General features: G+C 44.6%; 15 protein-coding genes, 1 tRNA gene and 1 pseudogene. 5 read left to right on the top strand and 12 right to left on the bottom strand.

The features are described from left to right. Positions 1-49: 49 nt before the first annotated feature. Genes DB520_RS02885 through DB520_RS27165 form a run of 3 tightly spaced genes read right to left on the bottom strand, consistent with a single transcriptional unit; the run spans position 50 to position 4,636 of the window. Positions 50-1,552 carry a RagB/SusD family nutrient uptake outer membrane protein gene (locus DB520_RS02885; RefSeq protein WP_114748130.1) on the bottom strand — a complete coding sequence of 501 codons (1,503 nt, stop codon included), beginning with the start codon at positions 1,550-1,552 and terminating at the stop codon, positions 50-52. A 19-nt stretch (positions 1,553-1,571) separates the two neighbouring features. Further along, positions 1,572-4,133, bottom strand: coding sequence for a SusC/RagA family TonB-linked outer membrane protein (locus DB520_RS02880; protein WP_232834809.1), 2,562 nt, complete (start codon positions 4,131-4,133; stop codon positions 1,572-1,574). Beyond that, positions 4,109-4,636: a carboxypeptidase-like regulatory domain-containing protein gene (locus DB520_RS27165; RefSeq protein ID WP_232834808.1), complete on the bottom strand. Its 528-nt coding sequence runs from the start codon at positions 4,634-4,636 to the stop codon at positions 4,109-4,111. The genes DB520_RS02880 and DB520_RS27165 overlap by 25 nt, the downstream gene beginning before the upstream one ends. A gap of 667 nt (positions 4,637-5,303) precedes the next feature. On the opposite strand from DB520_RS27165, the pseudogene DB520_RS27160 reads away from it, so the two are divergent. Next, positions 5,304-5,537, top strand: a pseudogene (locus tag DB520_RS27160) (hypothetical protein); the annotation flags it as partial. 44 nt (positions 5,538-5,581) lie between these two features. Here the strand turns inward: DB520_RS27160 and DB520_RS02870 are convergent. The 3 genes from DB520_RS02870 to DB520_RS02860 all read right to left on the bottom strand — a co-directional run bounded on the left by DB520_RS02870 (position 5,582) and on the right by DB520_RS02860 (position 10,674). Further along, positions 5,582-5,656: transfer RNA gene (locus tag DB520_RS02870), tRNA-Pro, on the bottom strand. A 356-nt stretch (positions 5,657-6,012) separates the two neighbouring features. Next, complete coding sequence (locus DB520_RS02865) at positions 6,013-7,500, bottom strand: DUF1501 domain-containing protein (protein ID WP_114748129.1); 1,488 nt, start codon at positions 7,498-7,500, stop codon at positions 6,013-6,015. A 6-nt stretch (positions 7,501-7,506) separates the two neighbouring features. Continuing rightward, entirely contained in the window at positions 7,507-10,674 is a 3,168-nt protein-coding gene (locus DB520_RS02860; protein WP_232834807.1) for a DUF1553 domain-containing protein, read from the bottom strand. Between the two features lie 197 nt (positions 10,675-10,871). Here DB520_RS02860 and DB520_RS02855 point away from each other — a divergent pair, with 197 nt between their 5' ends. From DB520_RS02855 to panB, 4 genes are all read left to right on the top strand, one after another. Then, complete coding sequence (locus DB520_RS02855; RefSeq protein ID WP_114748128.1) at positions 10,872-12,119, top strand: 3-deoxy-D-manno-octulosonic acid transferase; 1,248 nt, start codon at positions 10,872-10,874, stop codon at positions 12,117-12,119. Further along, positions 12,119-13,042, top strand: coding sequence for a ribosome small subunit-dependent GTPase A (gene rsgA / locus DB520_RS02850; protein WP_114748757.1), 924 nt, complete (start codon positions 12,119-12,121; stop codon positions 13,040-13,042). Before DB520_RS02855 ends, rsgA begins: the two co-directional genes overlap by 1 nt. A gap of 68 nt (positions 13,043-13,110) precedes the next feature. Continuing rightward, complete coding sequence (locus DB520_RS02845) at positions 13,111-13,614, top strand: phosphoribosyltransferase family protein (RefSeq protein WP_114748127.1); 504 nt, start codon at positions 13,111-13,113, stop codon at positions 13,612-13,614. Positions 13,615-13,625: 11 nt separating this feature from the next. Continuing rightward, on the top strand, positions 13,626-14,447 hold the full coding sequence (panB, locus tag DB520_RS02840; protein WP_114748126.1) for a 3-methyl-2-oxobutanoate hydroxymethyltransferase: 822 nt from the start codon (positions 13,626-13,628) through the stop codon (positions 14,445-14,447). Positions 14,448-14,804: 357 nt separating this feature from the next. On the opposite strand, the gene DB520_RS02835 is transcribed toward panB, so the two are convergent. From DB520_RS02835 to DB520_RS02810, 6 genes are all read right to left on the bottom strand, one after another. Continuing rightward, a complete protein-coding gene (locus tag DB520_RS02835; protein WP_114748125.1) occupies positions 14,805-15,182 on the bottom strand; it encodes a PIN domain-containing protein in 378 nt (125 codons plus the stop codon). After that, positions 15,169-15,393, bottom strand: coding sequence for a DUF2191 domain-containing protein (locus DB520_RS02830; protein ID WP_114748124.1), 225 nt, complete (start codon positions 15,391-15,393; stop codon positions 15,169-15,171). The genes DB520_RS02835 and DB520_RS02830 overlap by 14 nt, the downstream gene beginning before the upstream one ends. 191 nt (positions 15,394-15,584) lie before the next feature. Further along, a complete protein-coding gene (locus DB520_RS02825; RefSeq protein ID WP_114748123.1) occupies positions 15,585-15,830 on the bottom strand; it encodes a Dna2/Cas4 domain-containing protein in 246 nt (81 codons plus the stop codon). Between the two features lie 3 nt (positions 15,831-15,833). Then, a complete protein-coding gene (locus tag DB520_RS02820; protein ID WP_114748122.1) occupies positions 15,834-17,024 on the bottom strand; it encodes an ATP-binding protein in 1,191 nt (396 codons plus the stop codon). 229 nt (positions 17,025-17,253) lie between these two features. Then, positions 17,254-18,663 carry a hypothetical protein gene (locus DB520_RS02815; protein ID WP_114748121.1) on the bottom strand — a complete coding sequence of 470 codons (1,410 nt, stop codon included), beginning with the start codon at positions 18,661-18,663 and terminating at the stop codon, positions 17,254-17,256. A gap of 436 nt (positions 18,664-19,099) precedes the next feature. After that, on the bottom strand, positions 19,100-23,221 hold the full coding sequence (locus DB520_RS02810) for a hybrid sensor histidine kinase/response regulator transcription factor (protein WP_114748120.1): 4,122 nt from the start codon (positions 23,219-23,221) through the stop codon (positions 19,100-19,102). Positions 23,222-23,230: the final 9 nt, after the last annotated feature.

Genomic DNA, 23,230 nt, shown 5'->3' with positions numbered 1-23,230 from the left:
GCCCAAAAGTAGTATTCACCACCTTTGGGCAATCTGTGCTGTTTTAATATTAGTATCCCGGATTTTGGGCAATATCAGGGTTGATTCTGATTTGGTCTTGAGGGATAGGAAATAGGACTTGATGTTCATTGAAGATAAAGTCGTTGTTGGAGAAAGGAATTCCCTCCCTTGAGGTGGTGGGTTCTGCTCTCTCCCGGAGCCCGTAATCGTTAAGGAAATTGACGAGCTGGGGCACGGTCATGGTCCTCTTTAGATCAAACCACCGGTGGTTTTCAAAGGCAAGTTCCAATCTTCTCTCTGCAAGCACGGCATTTCTGAAGGCATCCTGACTTAGTCCATTGATGGGGCTAAGCCCTGCTCTTTCCCTTATTTCATTCAAATGCATATATGCTTCTCCTGTAGGGCCCTCTACTTCATTGATGGCCTCCGCCAGCATCAATAGTACATCTGCATACCGAAGTGCTGGCCAATTGTCGTCGGTTATACCTCTAATGGAGTGGGGGTTATGGTATTTGTTTATGAAGGGAACGGGTACCCAATCCCCTTCTAGACTAGTATAGCCTTCCCTCAAGGACACCTCTTTTCTCAAATCATCCTCTTCATAGGAATTGATGATGTCCAGGGTAGGTGTATTCCAGCCGCCCCCTTCCTGTCCGGAGAAGTCGATAACTGCTCCAAAGGACTCCCTTGGGGCAAAGGTATAAATGAAGCTGCTATGTACTCCAAAAAGGTTGTCGCCTTGGTATTGGATTTCCCAAATGGACTCCTGATGGTTTTTGTTTTGGGGGTCATAGATATCCCCATAATCCGAAAGTAAGTGATACCCAAGTTGGGTGACTTGATTTAGGGTGGCGATTGCCTCGGTATATTCATGTCGGGTAAGGTGAACTTTTCCAAGCAAGGTAAGAGCTGCACCTCTTGTGGCTTTTCCCACTAGGGATGATGGATAGGAATTAGGGAGTGCTTCCACTGCTGCGTTTAGGTCCTCGAACACCTGTTGATAAACCATTTCAGCGGGGGAACGCTCGTATTCGAAAGCCTCCGCCGGAGTTTGAACCGGTTCGGTAATGATGATAGCATCCCCAAAATACCGCACCAACTCAAAATAAAGAAATCCCCTGATAAACCTCATTTCCCCTTCTGCCCGGCTTTTGACCTCTTCGGGAGCATTGGCCTCTGGCATACGAGTCAGGGTGGTATTTACATTTACCATAATACTGTAAATGTTGTTATAAAGGCTGTTGATGTTTGGTGTTCCAGCATTGTATTGCCAAAACTCCAATGCCTCCAATGCGGGCCCTTGCCCCCGGTTACCGGGATTGAAATGAAGGGTAGTATTGTCCGTGATGAACTCGGTGAATTGCCATTGATTGCCAAAGTAGCCCCGCAATTGGCCATAAACGCCATTTACCGCCTGCTCCATGTCTTCTTCCGTTGCATAAAACTCATCGGCTACCAAAACAGTGGGATCTGTTTTGTTGAGAAATTCATCGCTACACGAAAGTGTAAAGATCAGGGCTGAGGTAAGTATATATATAGTTCCTTTTTTCATGACTTTATTATTTTTTTGGTTAAAACCTGATTGTACCTCCCAAAGTAAAAGTTCTAGGTATGGGATAAGCTTCGTCGTCCACCCCAATATTGATACCTCCTCGTTGGTTGACTTCAGGGTTTGAGCCTGGGAATGAGGTAAAGAGAAACAGGTTTTCTGCACTGAAAAACAAGCGTGCACTTGGGATGATAGGGTTTGGAGGAATGGTATAGCCAAGGGTCACATTTCTCAACCATACGTGGGAGGCATCATACACATACCTGGAGTTGGATTCCCGTTGCCATTGCCAGGTATTGCTGGTGGCGATCCAGCCATTTCCAGGATTCTCAGGGGATCTCCAACGATCAGCCCCGACTTGAAGGATATTAAAAACCCCATCCATATTCAAAGTAGTGGCCTCTATATTCCGATAAACATCATAATTAAAAGCCCCCGTAAACATAAAATTGAAATCAAAGTTCTTGTAATCCCCACCTAGTGTGTATCCTATGACCATGGCTGGATGTGGGTTCCCTATTTCAACCATGTCCTGTTGGTCATAGCTGATGACCCCATCTCCATTCGCATCATAGTATTTGTAGGTTCCCGGGATTGCCCCATCTTGTGTAGGCCAATTGTCGATTTCTTCTTCCGTATTGAATATTCCCATCATTCGAAACCCATGAAGCATGGCCATAGGACGGCCTGGTGCGGAAACATTGTAAGTACTGTAGAACCCACCTGTCCAGATGGCATCTGCCTCACCCCGTATTTCCAGTACTTTGTTTCGGTTAATGGTTACATTTAGATTACTTCTCAGGTTGAGCTGATTGATCCTGGTTCTGTAATCCAAGGCTAGTTCCACCCCCCTGTTACGCACCATCCCCACATTGTCCAGCGATTGGGTGAATCCCGAAATGACTGGCATCTCTACCGAAAGCAGCATGTCCTGGGTGAGCCGGTTGTAATATTCACCCGTAAAGATCAGCCTATTGTCAAACATTGCAAGGTCAATACCTATATCGGTCTGTTGGGAGGATTCCCAGCCCAGATTGGCATTGGCAAAATTCGAAAGAATTTGTCCGTTGGCAATGTTTCCGCCCAAGACGTAATTTGAAATTTGTAGGTTAGAAAGGGCAGAGTAGTTGCCTATAGCGTTATTTCCCGTAACCCCATAAGAGGCTCTTACCTTAAGATCTGTAAGCCAGTTGGTCTGAGGCATAAATTCCTCTTCAGAGATACGCCAACCCGCCGAAAACGCCGGGAAATTCCCCCATTTATTGTTTGCTCCGAATCTGGAACTTCCTTCTCTCCTGTAAGAGGCGGAAAACAAGTATTTATCGTTGTAGGAATAATTTGCCCTGGCAAAGTAGGCCAGCAAGCTCCATCCAAACTCTTCTGAATCGGAAGTTTGCTGAATGGCCGAAGAAAGATAGCGAGTCTGATCATTCGGGAACTCATTCCCGTTTCCCTGCAATATTTTGGTGGTTTCTTCCTGGGCGGAATATCCCAGCAACCCCTCTATTCTGTGGGGACCCACAAATTTGTTATAGGACAATAGTTGGTCGGTGGCAATGTTAAGGGATTCGTTGTTGTTCTGCATCAAGGTTGCCTCCCTTGGCGGTGGTTGGTTAAATCCTGTACCTGCTAATGTGGAAGGCCTAAATTCCTTTCTTCCAGCTTGGTTTAATGTGGCGTTTATCTGTGACCTGAACTTGAAATCCTTCAAGAAAGTGAATTCTAGAAACCCGTTGGTCAGCACATTGTTGATTTCTAGTGTCCTTTCCATTTCATGTAGCTCCTGCACCACATTTGCCGTCCCAAATACTCCATGTGTACCTCCAATAAAGGTATTGAAGCTGCCGTCCTCGTTATATACGGGGAACCTGGGATCTGCCCAGAGTGACCTGCCGATTAGGGCATCTCGACCGTCGGTTGGCGCATAATCTTCTCTGGAATGAGAGGCAGCAATATTCCAGCCCATGGTCAAAAAATCATTTATTTTTCCGTCGATGTTTGCCCGTACGTTAAACCGTTCGAATCCGGTATTAATAACCGCTCCTTCCTGGTTGATGTACCCTACGGAGACCAGGGACCTAATGTCTCCTGTACCGGCGGTAAGAGTGGCATTGTAGTTGGAAAACCTCGCATTCTGGTTCATGATTTCCTGAAACCAGTCTGTACTGATTTGGGTTTGGTCCGGGAACCTAAATTCCTCTGGGATTTCTTCCAGAGAGGGTTCCCTCTGCTCGAAATACCGGATACGGTCCACAAAGCTTTCATGCTTGAATCTGGCGAATTCAGGGCCGTCCATCATTCTGGTCCTTCGGCCATCCGGAACATTTGTCATCCCATGGTTGACCACGAATTCTAGCCCTACCTTTCCCTCTTCCGCATTCTTGGTGGTGATCAGAATCACTCCATTGGATCCCCTTGCACCATAGATGGCCGTGGAGGCGGCATCCTTAAGTACTGTAATGCTTTCAATGTCTGCAGGGTTGAGGTTTTGCCCAAGAGTGGTGCCAATAGGAAAACCATCCACCACGTACAAGGGCTGGCTTCCAGCCCCCAGGGAACCTAACCCTCTAACGGTAACCTCCATTTCTTCTCCGGGCCTACCTGAATTTGCCTTACCTGAACACCCGCAGCCTGTCCCTGGAGGAGTCTAGAAACATTAGTGGTGGGAACGTCACCAATATTGTCCATATTAATGACTGAAACCGCTGATGTGATATCTGCCCTTCTTTGGGATCCGTAACCTACTACCACCACTTCCCCTAAATCTCCTAAGGAGGGTTGCATGGCTATTTCATATACAGTCTGACCTGCACTTAAGCTAATTTCGGTAGTTTCGAATCCGATAAAGCTTGCAGTTAAAGTTTCACCCGGGGAGGCTTCCAGTTCAAATGCCCCATCGATATTGGTGACCGTTCCTCTATTAGTACCTTTCACCAATACAGAAACTCCCGGTAAAGGCTCTGCATCCTCAGCAGAAATTACCGTTCCGTTAATCATTCCTGCCTCCTGGGCAAAGCCGAAGGTCAGACTAAATAAATAAAAAAATCCCATTAACAATGGGATCTTACATGTGTATTCTTTATACATAAGATTGAGATTTGGGTTTTACAATTGCCCATACAGGGCACAATCTCGTTCAAAAAAAATCAATAAAGTTAAAACTGTATCCTGTAGTGTCCTGCTTTTGAAAAATTTAATAGGGACTAATTAATAATTTTTAAATTATTGTAAAAAAAATACAAATGCTAAAATGGTAAGAAAAGTATTGTTTTAAAAGGATTAATTTATTCTTTTAATTCCTAAAGGGAATCTTTAACTAAACATCTCTTTTTATCATGGAGCAATTAATCCCTGCAAATCGAGCGTTCATTGGATGTATAGTTTTATTCGAAACTTGTCACGATATTGAAAATATTTTGGTGAATTATAAAACTGTATAGAGTCTTGCTTAAATTTAATCCAATTGCTTACCCTTAAAAATATAAACAGATGAAATCGAGCATGACGCAAGCGACGCACGGAGGGATGATTAAGATTGCGAGATTCCATGTGGCAAATAAAAATCAATTATAAACACATGAAATCGAGCCTGTCCTGACGGCAGTCAGGGCATGACGAGCACGTCACACGGGGGATGATTAATGGGGTTTATAACTTTGGACGCTTCGGCGCACCCTCCAAACACGTGGATTACCTCTATTTCACCAAAAATGATGGATTGCAAAACCAATCCGTTTGATACAGAAAAAAGGGGGAAGATGGGCAGGAAGAGGTATTTTTAGACCCTAACCAATTTAAGGAAGATGGCACAATTTCTTTGGCGGGCTCCTTTTTTTCCAAGGATGGAGCCCTTTTTGGATACCTTATTTCAGAAGGTGGAGCCGATTGGAGGAAGGCCATCATTTGGGATGCGGAGAGTAAAACCCAAATCGGAGATACCTTTGCTTATATCAATTGTAGTTTCCCTCTATTACACATTCATAACTGAGCCTTAGAATAAAAAAAGCCAGTTCAATTTAGAACTGGCTCTTGTCGGGGTGGCAAGATTCGAACTTGCGACCTCCTGCTCCCAAAGCAGGCGCGATAACCGGGCTACGCTACACCCCGAAGAATTGTTTTGGTGATCTTCACCACCATTAGCTGACTTCGTTTTTGCGACCTTCCTGACCAGAGTCAGGACGCAATAACCGGGCTACGCTACACCCCGAAGAATTGTTTCTTGGTGCTCTTCACCACCGATAGCTGATTTCGTTACTGCGACCTTCCTGACGAGAGTCAGGACGCAATAACCGGACTACGCTACACCCCGAATGATTGTTTTTTCAACTATTTGGATAATTAATCCCCATAGCTATTAGAGTACACTCTAGTTTTATTTATAGTTCCCCGCTCTCGGTATTACCTTACGGGATTGCAAAAGTAAGGGTTTTTTTAGATATCAAAAACTATTGTGGTTAAATTTTTTAGGTGAGAATGCCTTTCACTATTTCCCCTGCCACATCCGTTAGCCTGAACCGCCTTCCTTGGTGTTTAAACACCAGTTTTTCATGATCTACCCCAAATAGGTGAAGGAGGGTGGCATGGAAATCATGTACGTGAACGGGATCTTTCACCACATTGTATCCGAGCTCGTCGGTTTCCCCATGGGAATAGCCTGCCTTCACCCCTGCACCGGCCATCCACATAGTAAAGCAGCGGGGATGATGGTCCCTTCCGTAATTGTCCGGGGTAAGTGTACCTTGGCTATAAACCGTACGGCCAAATTCCCCTCCCCAGACTACCAAGGTATCCTCCAGCAAGCCCCTTTGTTTAAGGTCCCGGATAAGTGCTGCAGTAGCCCTGTCGGTTTTCGCACACTGGTTCCGGATTCCTCCAGGTAGATTGCCATGCTGGTCCCAGCCTTGGTGGTATAGCTGTACAAATTTTACGTCTTTTTCAATCAGCCTACGGGCCATTAGGCAGTTGGCGGCATAGGTGCCTGGATCCCTGCTTTCCTCCCCATACATTTCGAAGATAGCATCAGGCTCGTCGGAAAGATCCGTGATCTCAGGGACGGAGGTTTGCATACGAAAGGCCATTTCATATTGAGCAATTCTTGCACTGATCTCCGGATCCCCGTGCATGTCCAACTGTACTTCGTTTAAGGCCTTTAGATGCTCCAGCATCTCCTTCCTATCCTCCCCATCATAGTTTTCCGGGTTTCCCAAAAAGAGCACAGGATCCTTACCTGACCTGAATTGCACCCCTTGATGCTGAGAAGGAAGGAAGCCGTTTCCCCAAAGTCGGGCATATAATGGCTGATCCTGGACGGCATTTTTGGACACCATCACCACAAAGGAAGGCAGGTTCTCGTTGTCCGTACCCAAGCCATAGGACATCCAGGCCCCTATGGAAGGCCTACCGGGCAATTGATGTCCGGACTGCATGAATGTAATGGCGGGATCGTGGTTAATTTGTTCGGTTACCATGGAATTGATAAAACAAAGCTCATCCACCACCTCAGCAGTATGTGGCATCAACTCACTGACCCACTTTCTGCTTTCTCCGTACTGCTTAAAGTTAAAAAGGGAATCGGCTATGGGGAAAATGCTTTGGTTGGCGCTCATACCCGTAAGTCGCTGTTCACCCCTTACAGAGGGTGGCAGGTCCTTGCCGTGCATATCCCTCAGTTTGGGTTTGTATTCATAAAGGTCCAATTGCGAAGGACCTCCACTTTGGAATAGGTAGATGATGCGCTTGGCCTTTGGGGCATGGTTGGAAATGCTAGCAAAAAGCTTCTCCTGTGGGTTTGGGGCCGCCATTAAGCCATCATTCATAAATAGAGTGCCCAATGCCAATGAACCCATACCCATGGCGGTCTTGCTCAAAAAATGCCTGCGATCCATCTTTTTTTCGATGTCACGAAGCTCCTTATGCCAATAGAATCTAGGGGTATTTAGGTGATGACACATATAGCTTTATCTTTTGGTAATGACGGCATCGGAATTCATTATGGTACTGGCAACCACTGCGGCAGCCGCTACAGCCGCTTGGTTAGGGATATTGGCCAAGTCATATTCTCCAGAGGCCAGCCATCCCAAAGATCTACCTGGATCCGTCTCAAATTTTTCTTTTTCCTTTTTCTGCAAGGAAAGCAGCACCTCAAGCTCCTTTGGGTTGGGAGGCCTTGCAGAAAGCTTTCGGAAGGCCTTTACGATTCCATCTTCTACGTTATCCTGTTCTGCCATCCAATGGCCAAGCACCTTGGCCGCTTCTACATAGGTGGGGTCATTGAGGAGTACCAATGCCTGAAGAGGTGTGTTGGTTTTTTGCCTTACTGCCACAGACTCACTTCGCTCGGGAGCATCAAATATATGCAGGGAGGGATTAGGCACAGATCTCTTCCATATTGTGTAAAGGCTCCTTCTGTACAAGTTCTCCCCCTTGTCTTCTTCATAATGTGCCCCATTCACCCTCCATAGCCCTTCAGGTTGATAGGGTCTCACGCTGGGGCCACCTATCTTAAGGTTAAGCAATCCGCTTGCAAATAGGGCGTTGTCACGCATCATTTCTCCAGGTAAGCGTCCTGAAGGCCCTCGTGCCAACCAGGTATTGTCCGGGTCCATTTCCCTTTGATTTTCGGTGGCATGGGAAGACCGTCTGTAGCTGCCAGACATTACAATCTCTTTATGTAGGGACTTTATATCCCAGCCACTTTCCATAAATCGAAATGCCAGCCAATCCAACAACTCCGGATGAGAAGGCAGTTCACCCTGGTTGCCGAAATCACCGGCTGAGCTCACCAAGCCTCTACCGAACAAATACAGCCAAAACCGGTTCACTGCTACCCTGGCTGTAAGGGGGTGCTGAGGATCTGTGAGCCACAGTGCCAGCCCCAGTCTGTTTTTTGGTAAATCATCGGAAAGCGCTAATACGCTAGTTGGGGTATTGGCAAAAACCTCATCTCCATGAGCGTGGTATTCGCCTCTTTCGAGTAGAAAGGTAGGCCGTGATTGAGGCATATCCTCCATTACCATTACCTCCTGTACAGGTTCCACTTCCTTGGCCTGTTTTTTTCTAACCTGCTTGAGTTGGTCTAAAGCCTGTCTATAGGACACATCCAATACATGAAGAAAATAATTGCGAAGCTCATGCTGCTCCTCTTCTGTAAGGGAGGATTTGGGGCGATCGATAAACTTTTCGAAGGATTCCGGGCTCACCAAGGAGGTTATCTCCAGGGAGGTGAGTTGTCGGTCAAACACCTTGCATTCGTCCACTTGGGCACCCTTCAGTCCCCTTCCGCGCCACACTGCCCCAATCTGCAAACCGGGCTGTGAAGGACCTACAAACAATATATCCTTGTAAAGATTGTCTTTTTTGGTTTCCGCGGCTTGAACCTTTCCCTCCAAATATACATTTAGCCCATCTGCTTTTCCGGAACCGTCATAGGTCAAGGTAAGGTTGATCCACCTTTCTCGGGGCACATCCTCCAGGGTTTCTTTTATGATGGCATTATAGGGTGCGGTGTGTGCCAATACTAGCTCCAGCTTGTTGTCTTTCAGGTAAAGGTGATAACCCCTTCTATTGTAAAGAACTGCTCCTGTACCGGTATGGAAAATCGCCCCATTTTTTAATTCCTTGGGAAGGTTTACCCATAAGCTTACGCTAAAGGGTTCACTTTTGCCAAATACCCCTACACCTCCCATGTCCAGCCAGGCGTCCCCATCCAGCAAGGCTCCCTTGCCCCTATATCCTTCTACCAATTGTGGGGCCTCCTTCTTTACCTCGTTGCTTTCCATCGTTACCTTTTGGCCTTGTTCGAGCAGGTTTCTCACTGGCTTCTTTTCAAAGTCAAAATAGCCCACAAGGCCTATGATATTCCGTTTTAGCTCCTGGTATTTTTCCTGAGCCAACCAATTTTGAAAGCGTTCCTCCGCGGCTGTTTTTTCTTGGACCAAGGATGCTTCCTCTTTTTCCACGTCCTTTTTCAACATCTCCAGAAGCTGCTCCTTTTCTTCATCTGCCCAAAGCATGGTAGGTACAGGCATGGCATTGTCCCATGAAATTTGGCCTGCCTCATCTACCTGGTTGAAAAAACTACTCAATTCAAAATATTCCTTCTGGGTAATCGGATCGTACTTATGGTCATGGCATCTGGCACATTCCAGGGTCAATGCCATAAAGGCCTTGCCAATGGTATTGGTACGGTCTGCCACGTATTCTACCCTGAACTCCTCTTCCACAATTCCACCCTCCATATTTTGAGGGTGGATGCGGTTAAAGGCAGTGGCTAGCTTTTGTTCCTTTGTGGGGTTTGGCAATAGGTCTCCTGCCAATTGGTAGAGCACAAACTTGTCGTAGGAAAGGTTTTCATTAAAGGCTTTAATGACCCAGTCCCTGTACGGGGACATGTCCCTGAACCTATCAACGGTATAACCATGGGTATCCGCATACCTGGCCACATCCATCCAGTGCATGGCCATTTTTTCCCCATAGTGCGGGGAAGCCAGCAACCTGTCCACCTGCTTCTCATAGGCATCTTCTGATTCATCGGCTAAAAACTGGTCTAATTCCTCCAAGGTAGGGGGTAATCCAGTGAGATCGAAACTCAGTCTTCTCAGGAGAGTGGCTTTATCGGCCCGTGCATTGGGAGTTAGTCCCTGTTCTTTTAAGGTATTGCCTATAAATAGGTCAATTTCATTTTCCATCCAATCCTGCTGTTCCATGGAAGGGGCCACTACTTTTTCCAGCGGGATAAATGCCCAATGTTTTTTGTACTCAGCTCCCTCTTTTACCCAACTCACCAACATGGCTTTCTCCTTGGGAGTGAGGACTAGGTGGGATTCGGGGCTGGGCATTTTGTAGTCAGGGTCATCCGACAAGATTCGGCTTATGAGTTCACTTTTTCTGATGTTTCCAGGTTTTATGGCCACTTTGCCGGGGTTATCCGGTAAAGTGGAAAAGGCAGCATCCGCCATATCCAGCCTTAATCCTGCCTTTCTGGCGGCTTTATCCGGCCCGTGACAGGCAAAGCATTTGTCGGAAAGAATTGGCTTTATGTGCAGGTTGTAATCCAGCTTTTCAGGAAGGTCTTCCATAGCCACCTCCACCTCTTCAGGAAGGGGTCTCTCGCATCCTAAAAGCAAGCATATTAACACTATGTATAAAACTCTGAGGTTCAACTTGGGGTGTCATTAGTAACTTTAAATTTATTAAGATAAACCGCCAATTCCCACAAGATTAACAGAAATAGTCAATTTCTGCCTTTGCAGGTAAAATGAGGGTACAAATGGATGGGTAATCCTTGCCTTGAATTGAGCGATGTTGTTTAATTTTACCTTTTATGAGCATATTCTATCAGCTGGGTATATTTTTGATGCAAGTGGTGTTGAAATTCGGAAAGGGCTTTTCTCCCAAATGGGAAAAAATGCTAAAGGGAAGGGAAAACCTCTTCGAATCCATGAAAAAGTTCCGCAAAACGCACCCTAGCCCTTTGGCCTGGTTTCATGTGGCCTCCCTGGGAGAGTATGAGCAAGCCAAGCCCGTCATCAGGGCCTTTAAGGAAAAACATCCCTTTTGGGCCATATGCGTCACTTTCTTTAGTCCCTCCGGATATGAAATTGTGGTCAAAAAAAAGCAACTATGGGTGGACCATATCCAGTACCTACCCTTTGACAGTAAGGGAAATGCGCAAAGGTTTGTTGAAATTCTTAATCCTCAAGTGGGTTTCTTCGTGAAATACGATCTTTGGGCTAATCATATTATGGAGGCAAAGAGGAGAAATATTCCCCTTTTCCTGGTGGCAGCAGCCTTTCGAAAGGATCAGGTTTATTTTAAGTGGTACGGGGGATTTTTTCGAAATGCCCTCCAGCAATTCGATTGGATATTTACGCAGACAGAAGAACAGGCGGCATTGGCAAGGTCTATTGGGATCATGCAGCTTAGTCGTGCAGGAGACCCAAGGTACGATAACGTGACGGCCATAGCCCTTGCCCCCAAACATTTTCCGGAAATTCAACCCAGGCACCCGGTTTTGGTTGTGGGAAGTGCCTGGCAGGAAGACATGGATATCCTCTTGCCTTTTCTCCAAGAGGACAATTCCTACCAGGTCATTATTGCTCCACATGAGATACGTCCGGATAAGATTAGGGAATGGGAAAAGGCCATTGGCAGGCCATCCCTGCTCTACTCCGAATTAGTCTCCTCCGGCACTTTAGAAAAAAACTGGGAGGTTCTATTTATAGACAATATAGGAATGCTTTCTTCCCTTTACCAATTTGCTAGGGTGGCTTATGTTGGCGGGGCCTTAGGAAAGGGCCTTCACAATATCCTGGAGGCATTGGCCTTTGGCGTTCCTGTGGTGTTTGGCAAGGTAAAGCGAGAAAATAAATTCTTGGAAGCTGCCATAAGTCAAGAATATGGCTGTGGAATTGCGGTGAATACTCCAGAGGCCCTTTCAGCAGCCTTTAATGGGCTGGAATCAGGTGAGGCCTACGGTAAAGCATGCAAAGCTGCAAAAAAACTGGTTTCTGACAATTTGGGAAGTGCTGCAAAAATTATGGAGAAAGTGAGCAAATTCATTGAACAATGATAAAAGGAAGGGTAATTAAATCCACCGGATCCTGGTATCAGGTAAGTACCGAGAAGGGGATGCTGCAGTGTAGGCTCAGGGGTAAATTTAAGCAGGATGATCTCAAGCTCACTAACCCTGTGGCAGTAGGGGACTGGGTGCTGCTGAGCTTGGAAGAAAACCAGGAAACAGCAGTGATTGCGGAAATACTGCCTAGGGAGAACTATATCATCCGAAAATCCACAAGAAAGCAAACCTTCTCGCATATCTTGGCCTCTAATGTGGACCAGGCCTTTTTGATGATAACCTTAAACAACCCTAGGACCTCCCTCGGTTTTATAGATCGGTTCTTGGTAAGTACCGAAAGCTTCCGTATCCCAGCCTTTATCCTGGTCAACAAATCGGATACCTGGACAAAAGATAAAGACCTTGAGTACTTGGAGGTGATACAGGAAATTTACGCCCCCCTAGGGTACCCCGTCCTTTTGATGGCTTCCCTTCATGAGGAAAACCTCAAGGAGGATTTAAGGCCCTTGCTCAAGGGAAAAACCACCTTGCTAGCCGGACATTCCGGTGTAGGGAAATCAACCCTTCTCAATCAATTGGTTCCAACTGCCAGTCAAAGCACCAGACCTGTATCGAAGTTTACCTCCAAAGGGGTGCATACTACCACCTTTGCGGAGATGTTTGCTTTCGAGGAACACGCTTACCTAATAGATACACCGGGTATCAAGGAATTTGGCATTTTGGATATAGAGGACCAGGAACTGTCTCACTATTTTGTGGAGTTGAGGAAATACCTAGGTCAATGCAAATACAATAATTGCAAGCATATCAACGAGCCGGGATGCAAGGTCCTGGAAGTACTGGAAGAAGGGTATATACACCCCTACAGGTATGATAGCTATATAAAGATACTCCATGAGGAGGACAGCTACAGGTAGTCCCCTGCACCGGGTTTTGAAAACAATTACTTTTACCGTAATTTTCCTCTTTATTTCCGACGATAAGCATGAGCCTGACAAGAAATTTGGTGTTGAACCACCGACAAATACAACAGAAGATCATTCGCATTGCCCATGAGATTTATGAGCGCAATGTCCAGGAAAAGGAATTGATTTTTGCAGGACTTACGGGAATGGGGCATGAATTTGCAGGTCTTTTAGCTGAACAACTAAAGTCCATCAGTCCTATTGAGATTACGATGATGGAGGTAAAATTAAACAAGGCTAATCCCAAGATGGACGAGGTCACTTGTACAGCCAAGGGTCCATTCAAGGGCAAATGTGTGATTTTAGTGGACGATGTTTTGAACACAGGTAAAACCTTGGCCTTTGGAATGATTCCATTTTTAAAGGAGGAAGTAAAAAAAATAGAAGTAGCTGTATTGGTCAACAGAAGCCATAAACTTTTTCCTGTCTCACCGGATTATACAGGGCTAGAATTGGCCACCACCTTGACGGAGCACATCACCGTATCCCTGGAAAAAGGACAATCTACCGTTCACCTGCACTAAACCCAATCTAAATGTCTACCCATAACTCTTCCCATATTAAAAGGATCACTACCCATATTTTGCAGGAAATGAAGCAGCGTGGGGAAAAAATATCCATGATTACTGCTTATGATTTTTCTATGGCAGGTATAGTGGATACTGCAGGAATAGACATGATTCTGGTGGGGGATTCTGCATCCAATGTGATGGCAGGTCATGAAACCACCTTGCCTATTACTTTAGACCAGATGATCTACCACGCCACCTCGGTGGTAAGGGGAGTGAATAGGGCATTTGTAGTAGTGGACATTCCTTTTGGCTCCTATCAGGGAAACAGCTCTGAAGCGTTGAGGTCGGCAATCCGGATCATGAAAGAGTCCGGTGCCCATGCCGTAAAGGTGGAAGGAGGAGCGGAAATCAAGGAGTCCGTGGTTCGGATTCTTAGCGCCGGTGTGCCTGTGATGGGTCATCTCGGGCTCACCCCACAGTCCATTTACAAATTTGGGACCTACACCGTAAGGGCAAAGGAGAAGGAAGAGGCCAAAAAGCTGTTGGAAGATGCAAAGGTTTTGGAAGAATGTGGCTGCTTTTCCCTGGTACTTGAAAAAATTCCCGCCAAACTCGCCAAGGAAGTCGCTGCCACTGTTAAGATCCCAGTGATTGGAATTGGGGCAGGACCACATGTGGATGGTCAGGTATTGGTGCTGCACGACCTGCTGGGCATCACCCAGGAATTCCAGCCCAGGTTCTTACGACAATATGCCGATCTTAGGGGGACCATGCTAAAGGCTGTAGGGGAATATATCAAGGACATCAAGGCGAAGGATTTCCCGAATGAGAAGGAGAGTTATTGAGGGAGTGAGAGGGGGATGTGGTGATCTGTGATGTAGTGATTTGGTGATGTGGTGAATTTTTTGAGGTTCAATACCAGCATGGTGTGATTAAGGGTTGAGGATTGAGGTGTGAAATAGAGGGATTTCAATACCAGCATGGTGCGATTAAGGTCGTGATCTGCGTGACAAGCGACAATAGAGGTAGAACTTCATCAAAGCTGCCTTCCCATTATCCTCACTTCTTCTGTTTTCAGCATCGTCAGAAACAACTGAATAACAGCCAACGCAAATAACTTTGTTCGGTTTTTAACCGCTTCAATCTTATTTAGCAAATTCATAAATAAAATCATTTTTCAACCATCCCTTTTCCCTCACCCCTTAATCAAACCTATTAGTTGTATCCAGCACACCCAAAACTTTTTTATCCAATGTCCACAATTGATACCCACTGTTTATCACCGGTTGCATTATTGCCGCATCCATCAGGCCTACCCCCAGGCTATGAAAATTTTGGTTATTGGCAAATTCGGAAGCCCTCAGCATGGAACCATTCTCAAAATCCAGTTTTGGCAATATCTGCCAATAAGAAAGTACAAGTTCTTTGTCATTGGGTTTTCTGACCCCGTAAAGAAGCTCCGCAAAGATGGGTTCAATAACTGCTATCTTTCCGGCTTTAAGTAAAGGCAAAAACCGGGAGGTCACCGGATCATTTTGCTTCAGGAATTCTATCCAGATGCTGGTGTCAGGAACGATCATGCCTGTTGTTAAGATTTCTCACTTTCTCCGCAGAATACCCTTCATCGAAAGTAACAGGACAATCGGATAACTTGGCATTCAGTTTTTCTATCCTTTTCAGATACAGCCAGTCATTGAGTGCTTTTTTCAGGCTGTCAGTTATATTTTTCCCTCCGGTAAATGCTTTCACATCTTCTATCATATCATCGGGCAATATTGCAGTCACTTTCATAGTTTTCAACTATTTAGAATTCCAAGTATCTATCGGTCTCAAGGATATTATTAAAGTATACGAAAACTATATACGATAAGTTATGATTTATTCCTATTTTGATGGGATAATCAATTATTGCTGTGGTACTTGAGAGTATATCTTTTATCAAAATGCACAGGTACTACTTCATTTGGACAAAATGCGACGCTTCAAACCTTATCTGCCTTCTTTTCCTCATGGATTACTCTGTTTTTGGCTTCACAGCAATCGATTTTAATGTAGTCCAGTTCCAGTTCGGTATATTTTCTGGCCCTATCCAGAAAGGTGGTTTCCCCGATTAGTTTTCCTTCCGCCACTATATCCGAGGTATGCTCCATCAGTATGCCATGGGCAAAGAGCCAGAGTTTTCGGTGGCAGGTGTGGAGGTAGGCGATATGGGTGCCGGTGATGTTCATTTTTCAATAGGTAAACCCGAATAGCCACAAGGGTATTTTATTTTTGTAGCCGATTTCAATGTTATCTGCTACTATATAGGCATTTTTTTCTTGACTAATTTGTTTTTGGGATTTAGCCTTTCCTCCGATTTCAAATAGTTGCCTACCTACCCTGAAATCACCGACAGTTGAATATTCAATAGGATGATTTACGGATAGCTGATTTATAAAAAAGCTTTCCCGTATGCTTCCTATGTCCGCATCTTGATATGCAAGGGCATAGGAAATATTGGGATGATATAGGTAAAGTTTCTCCGGTTTTTGTAAAAGACCGATGCCTTTTGTATCTGCATACAGGCGCTTAACGATCCGTAGTTCCTCCAGATAGCGCAAAAAATCAAGTAAACTGTTGCGGGACACTCCCATACGTTCGCTCAGCTTGGTAATATTAGGTTTGAAAGGAACACTTTCCGCCAATATGTATAGCAACTGCTTGATTTTTTCTATACTGGCATAGCTTAAGTTATAGGTGGGAGGAAGGTCAGTGCTCATGGCAATAAGCATGGTTTCCATCAATTTCTGCTGGTAGGCATCCTTATTTTCCAGAAAATAGGGGTAATAACCAAAAGTAAGATAATCCTTGAAATAAGCCAGCGGTTTTATCTTACTGACGATGGACCTTGCGATTTCTACATGATGGGTCAATACATCTTCCAATGTCACTTTTTCGAACCTGCTGATTTCATTGAAAGCCAGAAACTCCCGAAAAGATAATCCAAATAGTTCATTGACCACAGCCCTACGGCTCAGATCACCCCGGGCTTTTTCAATATGAATCAGGGAGGATCCTGTAAATATTACCTGTATGTCAGGAAAGTCATCATATATGTTTTTGAGTTCGGAAGACCAATTGGCATAGCGGTGCACCTCGTCAATTAGGAGGTGTTTTCCTCCTTCATTTACAAATTGTTCGGCCAAACTGTAAAGGGTGTTTTCAGTAAAGTACAGATCGTCCAAACTCACATACAACGTCTTACTGGGAGGCAGTTGTTTGACAAGGATATATTGGAAGAGAAGGGTGGTTTTACCGGCACCTCGCGCACCTTTTATTCCTATAAATCGGTTGGACCAATCAATTTCATCCATAAATGACCTAACCTTTCCAAGTTGGGTACGGTCTAGCTTTTGATAGTATTTTTTAAGCAGTCTTTCCATTATCGTATTTTACATAAAACAATTATAAGTAAAAAATGTTGTTTCAAAAAAACGTTTTTATTTTTTCTTATAGTGTTTAACTGCATGCCACTGGTGCGGTGGCGGGTGTGGAGGTAGGCGATATGGGTTCCTGTAATCACAATGAAAATTGGTTAATTAATCTCGTTTTTTATTCGGAGCTGGTATCCTGTTATACAGGAAATAGCACCTTTTACACACCGAAGATTTCCTAAAGTCTGATTAAACCAGCTGATCTCAATTCAGCCCTGAGGGCGGTTAACCTTGAGTACACGGAATAGATTTTTTTTGCAAGCACTTCTGCATCCTTCTGAAGTTCGGTGATATCAGCAGCCACCTTCAGTATTCGGGCGATCCTCTCGTAAAAATTCCTCCCACGTTCATCAACGAGAAGTTCGGCTATTTTTTGATCCAAAAGGTCCAAACCAGCCTTTGGATTCGCTTGAATACAAGGAGTCATGATATCGATAATATTCCACCTGTCGGTATGCTGCCGGGCATAATTTATTGCCTCGACATGATTCCCTTCCATACACAAAGCTAGGACATAGGACGGCTTATCCCAATGGAATCTTTCAATATAGCGCATCCTTTCTTCCTTATCCATCAATTCCTGAAGTACCCTGTAATAGCTTTCCGAAAATTTTCTTTCGTTCAGACGGATGGTCACCTGTTGATACAATTCGGGGTCGTCTGAAGGCTCCAATACTTCGAAATACAGGTTGGCGAATTCTTCCTGAAAAAGACCATCAGACCATAGCGCATTGGCAATCCGGACAAACTCCTGTTTATTGTCATTTTTGTACTGCTCCAGCAGGGAACTTGCGACATGTTTATTCTTTTTAAAAAATTGTAGAGCCGATTGTTCCCAGGCGAGCAAGCCGCCAGTTTTCCTGTGCAATTCTGAAACCAACCAGGGTACAGCATCGGTAGCATTTTTTTTCTCGATCACATCGAGAAGGATGTTGGCCTCTGCTCCAGAGTGGATGACGGAAAAAAGAAAGGCTTCGAAAAAGGTTAGAAATCCTGGATCATCGCTATGGAACTTCTGGTTACGATCGAAAAGCACGGAGGCAATGGTGAAAAGTTGATCTTCGGAAAGTTGTATGACGCTGAACAGGGAACTACAATCCTGTAGGTGTTGCTCAAGTTGATCGAGCATGGTACGGGTAGGATCGGGCAATGTTTCATACTCATCCTCCAGCACAGCCTCCGTGCAGGCTTGGTATAGGCTGATCATGTATAAAAAGGCCAGGTCACCATGTTTTTCTGTACAGTACCTTTCTACCTCTGCCACATGAAATCCGATGATCCTGTTGACCTCGTCTTCGGCCATGTGTTCCATAGCCTCATATTCCGGAATATAGCCATTGTGACGAGGTATATAATCCTGCCAATCGGGCTCATTGATATTGATGGATTCAAGGTCCTCCTTGACCAAATCCGTACTTGCCGATATAAAATCATCCGGATCACTGACGGTCATTTTCAAGTTTTTGGCTGGGGGTTTCAAGTAAAAATCCAGGAAATCCTCTTTTAGATCCGGGTATTTTTGGAAGACTTTCTGAAGGAAAGCCAGCTTTAGCTGCTCACTGGACTGTTGGTAGAACTGGTCAAACATAAGATAAAGGTCGGAATAAATAAATGGCTTGACACCTTTTTAATAGTGATAAGATGAATTTTCAATTGTTTAGGATGTGTATAGTTGGTACGTATTGATCTATCAAATAACTTTTTACGGGCAATCCATTTTTTCCTGTCGGTGGCGGAATTAGGTCGGACTCTGATAGCCGGTTTGGATAAATGGATTGGCAATTGTTCCAATATCTCCTAATATGCGTTATGGAACCTTACATAACGCAAGGTGTGAAAAACAAGGCGGAGGCAAAGAAGCGCTTCTAATTTGTTTCGGTAGATGGCTGATTATTCATTTGATTTTCCTGATGAGGGATCGTTGAGGTATGATCAAAGACTCTTAATATTTTCAACTTCAATGATAAGAATTCTTCAGGAATATTTAAACTAACTCCTTCTTTAGATTCCTCATAAAAACAACCCTAGGAATCCTGATTTAAATAAGCGGAAGGCGTGGTTCCATAGTGTTTTTGAAAGACTTTGGTGAAATAAGAAGGATCTTGAAACCCTAATTGATAAGCCACTTCTGCAATGGAGCTTTTACCCTCCTTCAATAAGGACTTGGCTTTTTGCAATTTCACCATCCTGATGAAATCCCCCGGGGGCATATCTGCCAGACCCCGAAACTTTCTGAATGCTTGTGTCCTGCTCATCCCCAGCTCCCTACAAAAGAATTCCAGGTTAAAATCTTCTCTATGCAAATGCTCCTCGACAATGGTTTTAGCTCTTTTTATAAAGGATTGATCCTTAGAAGCTGGTTCCGCTTCAATGGGCTTGCCCTCCTCTATTTCCTTTCTCCACTTTTCCTTGATGGCCTTTGTTCTCGATACAAGGTTGCTCACCTTAAGCAGCAACTCATCCATGTCGAATGGTTTTACCAGATAGTCATCTGCACCGGATTTCAGGCCGTCGATTTTATGGGCCTTGTCGGCCTTGGCGGTAAGTAGTAGTAGGGGAATGTGAGAAGTATGTTGGTTTTGTTTTAGGGATTTACACATGCTGATGCCATCCATCTTGGGCATCATCACATCACTCAGGATGATATCTGGAATATGCTTTTTGGCTTTTTCTAGACCATTTTCGCCATCCTGGGCCTGAAGAACCAAAAAATCATCCCGAAGAATTTTCGCAATGAATTTTCGCAGATCTGCATTGTCTTCCACGATTAACAGGCTGGGTTGTTCCCTTCCTTCGCCTTGGAGATTTTCGAGCTTTTCTGTTTCTTTTAGTTCAAGCTTGGGGTAGTGGAAATTGTGCTGCATAGTTGCTTCTTTTATGTTGATCAGCAGTTCTATGGGCATATTCACCTCAAAGGTACTTCCCTGTCCAGGGCTACTTTCTACTTCCACATTACCCCCTAAAAGCTGGACAAGCTCTTTCACCAAAGAAAGCCCGATTCCCGTTCCTTCCTGATCCCGGGTATGTGAAGAGTCCACTTGAAAAAAACGGTCAAAAATAAATTTTTGCTGCTCCTTAGGGATACCTTTGCCATTGTCCTTTACCCTAAGATGAAGGAAATGGTTTTTCGAGTTTCCCTTGGCTTCGGGAAACGAGGCCCGAGAAATCCAAATTGACACCTCTACCTTCCCCGATTCAGGAGTAAATTTGAAAGCGTTGGAAAGTAGGTTATTCAAGATTTTACTCAATTTGTCGGCATCAGTACTAATCATGGCGCCAGGACAGGAAATATTCTGAACGAAGGCAATCCTTTTTTGCTCAGCACATAACAAAAAAGGGGCAAATATAGAGGGTAAAAAATCTCTCACAACCACTTTTTGTGACCGGAGCTGCATATGGCCTGCCTCTAATTTAGAAAGGTCTAGCAACTGGTTGATAAGGTTTAGGAGAAGTTCCACATTTCTTTGCATGATGCGGTAAACCCTGTGATCTGGGTGAGCTTTTGGAGTACGCTGAAGGAACCTTTGAAGGGGGCCACTAATGAGTGTGAGGGGAGTCCTGAATTCATGGGAAAGATTGGCAAAGAACCTGGACTTGGTTTGATCAAGTTCCCTAGCACGGAGCGCCTCCAGACGCTGTATCTCCAGGTCATGCCTGAGCCTTTCCTTCCCTTGGGTGTACTTTCTGATGCCAACTCCCATCCCTACTGCCAAAAGCCCATAACTTACATATGCCCACCAAGTCTTCCACCATGGGGGCAACACGGTGATGGGTATGGCCCGCTCCGCCCACATCCCGTCACTACTCATGGCCTTCACCCTGAACACATACTCACCGGGTAATACCTGAGAGTAACTGGCCGAATTGGTGGTTTCGGTTTCCCTCCAGTCCAAATCGTAGTTCTCTAACTGGAAGAAATGCCTGTTATCTTCTGGCTTCAAATAATGAATGCCCGCAAAATCAAAGGTGAAAAAATTTTGGTCATGCGGCAACACAATGGATTCGGCCTCATTGATGGGCTTTCCATCCGTTCCATTGAAACCGTTTTTATGCGACTTCCCAAAGAGCTTGAAATCACTAAATATTAGATTTGGGGGATAGGGTACGGGAAAGGGCATTTTGGTGTCCAGTTGCACTATCCCTTTTTCCGTCATAAAGTTCAAATGGCCGGTCCTGTCCAGGTGTGTTATTTTACCCATTTTGCTGGTGGGTATCCCAATTTCCTCTCCCAAACTTTGTATCATCCTTAAATCCTGATCATAAATCACAATGCCCTTGGCGTGATAGACCCAAATGTGATCTCCTATGTTGTGAAAACTGTTTACCCTGTAGTCTTGCCTAACCCCAGAAATAGGATCTTCGAGTGGATAGAATTCATCCATTTCATGGTCATAAACAATAATCCCATTGTCATAGGTGCCAAATAAAACCCTTCCATCTCGAGCTTCGGTGATATCAATAAAATATTCCATTTCAGGGATTTTCCTATCTACAGAAAGGGTATTCTTATCCAAGAGATAAAGTCCTCGGGTAATTGTAGGTACCCAAAAATTCCCGTGGCTATCTTCAAAAGCAGTCATAATCCGAAAACCTCTTGTTGAGGAATTGGGGCCTAGTTCAACCAGCTTAAAGGTTTTATTGGTCTTATCAAAAAGGAATAACCCGTCCAATGTATTAGTCCATAAATTATTATCCCTATCCAGAAATAAGTGAAATACCGGACCACTGATGGTATCATTGGGTAGTAAGGTGGCATGTTCGAAAAACTCAAATTCCATTGTTTTTTTGTCAAACCTCCACAAACCTTCATAGGTACCCAGCCAATAGACCAGTTCCTCATCTTCTACCATATGATAAATTGGGCTGTTTTGCAGTTTGTCCGGCCAAGGATTATCCTTCTTTACCGGGTGATATCCTTTCTCATCAAATTCATAGATCAACACCCCATTTTGGGTGCCCATCCAGGTTTCATTTTCACTGGTCTCCAATATGCAAGAAACCCACTTGTCAGTTTTGCCTAATTGAGTGATGTTTTTCTTGGGGTGATACGAATAAATATTGCCTTCCCCACTACTGATTAAAAGTTCCCCGGAAGAAAGGTTACAAAATCCGTGTAGGCCATAATCTTCTATACCTGCCCTTTCCTTTTCTTCTCCAATCAGATGCGTCATTTTCTCCGTTTCAGGGTCATAAACAGAAAGGCCTTGGAATAAATAGCTTATCCAGATTTTCCCTCCTGAGTCTTCAGTGATAAAGCGGACTCCATTGAACATCCCCCCACTACCCGGTGCCGCGGCCAATTTTTCAGGATGTTTAGGGTCATATTCCATACGCCGGAAGGTGCCATTTTCCCTGTCCATTAGATGAAGGCCATTTTTGTCGGTGCCCACCCAAAAATTACCTCGGCTATCCTCTAATAGTGCCGTGACTATATTATGGGACAATGTGGTGGAATCCTCTGGGTCGTGAAAATAGTGGGTAAAGGTCTCCTTTTCAGGATCAAATAAATTTAGACCACCGGTATTTCCCTCAGGAGCAAAAAAGGGACCTGTGGCCACCCAAATTCTCCCATAACTGTCCTCATAAATCTGATTCACAGATTCTTGGCTAAGGCCATTCTTATTCTCGGGATCGTATTTTATCTGCCTAAAATCATCAGTCTCTTGATTGTATTTTAGAATACCTTTTCGGTCGGCCACCCATAAATTCCCTTTGCTATCCTCCAAAAAGGAAACCACCTTCCTGCTTAAGGGCCCCCGCTTATTCTCAGGTTCATAAGGGTAGTTGGTAAATATCTCGGTGGTAGGATCAAATTTACATAGACCGCTCCTATGGAAGCCTAACCAAATATTCCCTCTACTGTCAATAAATATAGCTTCCATAAGGTTGCTTATAGGTCCGTTTTCCTTATAATCATTGACACTATAACTTTTGAAATGGTATCCATCGTATCTTACTAATCCGACGGAGGTGGCCATCCAAATCACCCCATCCTTGTCCTCAGCCATGCCAATGATATAATTAATATAAAAATCATCAGGAAAATTAACTTTCTGAAAGCGGACCTCTTGAGCTTGGCTGGAAACCAGAAATAAAATGAAAAAGCCAAACCCCAATATAAGCCGAAGGACAACCTTTATAGACATAGTGAAAGT

The sequence above is a fragment of the Pleomorphovibrio marinus genome (genome assembly GCF_003347495.1).
Lineage (GTDB): Bacteria > Bacteroidota > Bacteroidia > Cytophagales > Cyclobacteriaceae > Pleomorphovibrio > Pleomorphovibrio marinus.
This window is presented reverse-complemented; position numbering and strand designations above follow the sequence as displayed.

What these genes read in the sequence shown, in the direction of transcription:
- DB520_RS02885 (WP_114748130.1), bottom strand. Translation starts at nt 1,552, where the DNA reads ATGAAAAAAGGAACTATATATATACTTACCTCAGCCCTGATCTTTACA.
- DB520_RS02880 (WP_232834809.1), bottom strand. Translation starts at nt 4,133, where the DNA reads ATGGAGGTTACCGTTAGAGGGTTAGGTTCCCTGGGGGCTGGAAGCCAG.
- DB520_RS27165 (WP_232834808.1), bottom strand. Translation starts at nt 4,636, where the DNA reads ATGTATAAAGAATACACATGTAAGATCCCATTGTTAATGGGATTTTTT.
- DB520_RS02865 (WP_114748129.1), bottom strand. Translation starts at nt 7,500, where the DNA reads ATGTGTCATCACCTAAATACCCCTAGATTCTATTGGCATAAGGAGCTT.
- DB520_RS02855 (WP_114748128.1), top strand. Translation starts at nt 10,872, where the DNA reads ATGAGCATATTCTATCAGCTGGGTATATTTTTGATGCAAGTGGTGTTG.
- DB520_RS02845 (WP_114748127.1), top strand. Translation starts at nt 13,111, where the DNA reads ATGAGCCTGACAAGAAATTTGGTGTTGAACCACCGACAAATACAACAG.
- panB (WP_114748126.1), top strand. Translation starts at nt 13,626, where the DNA reads ATGTCTACCCATAACTCTTCCCATATTAAAAGGATCACTACCCATATT.
- DB520_RS02835 (WP_114748125.1), bottom strand. Translation starts at nt 15,182, where the DNA reads ATGATCGTTCCTGACACCAGCATCTGGATAGAATTCCTGAAGCAAAAT.
- DB520_RS02830 (WP_114748124.1), bottom strand. Translation starts at nt 15,393, where the DNA reads ATGAAAGTGACTGCAATATTGCCCGATGATATGATAGAAGATGTGAAA.
- DB520_RS02825 (WP_114748123.1), bottom strand. Translation starts at nt 15,830, where the DNA reads ATGAACATCACCGGCACCCATATCGCCTACCTCCACACCTGCCACCGA.
- DB520_RS02820 (WP_114748122.1), bottom strand. Translation starts at nt 17,024, where the DNA reads ATGGAAAGACTGCTTAAAAAATACTATCAAAAGCTAGACCGTACCCAA.
- DB520_RS02815 (WP_114748121.1), bottom strand. Translation starts at nt 18,663, where the DNA reads ATGTTTGACCAGTTCTACCAACAGTCCAGTGAGCAGCTAAAGCTGGCT.
- DB520_RS02810 (WP_114748120.1), bottom strand. Translation starts at nt 23,221, where the DNA reads ATGTCTATAAAGGTTGTCCTTCGGCTTATATTGGGGTTTGGCTTTTTC.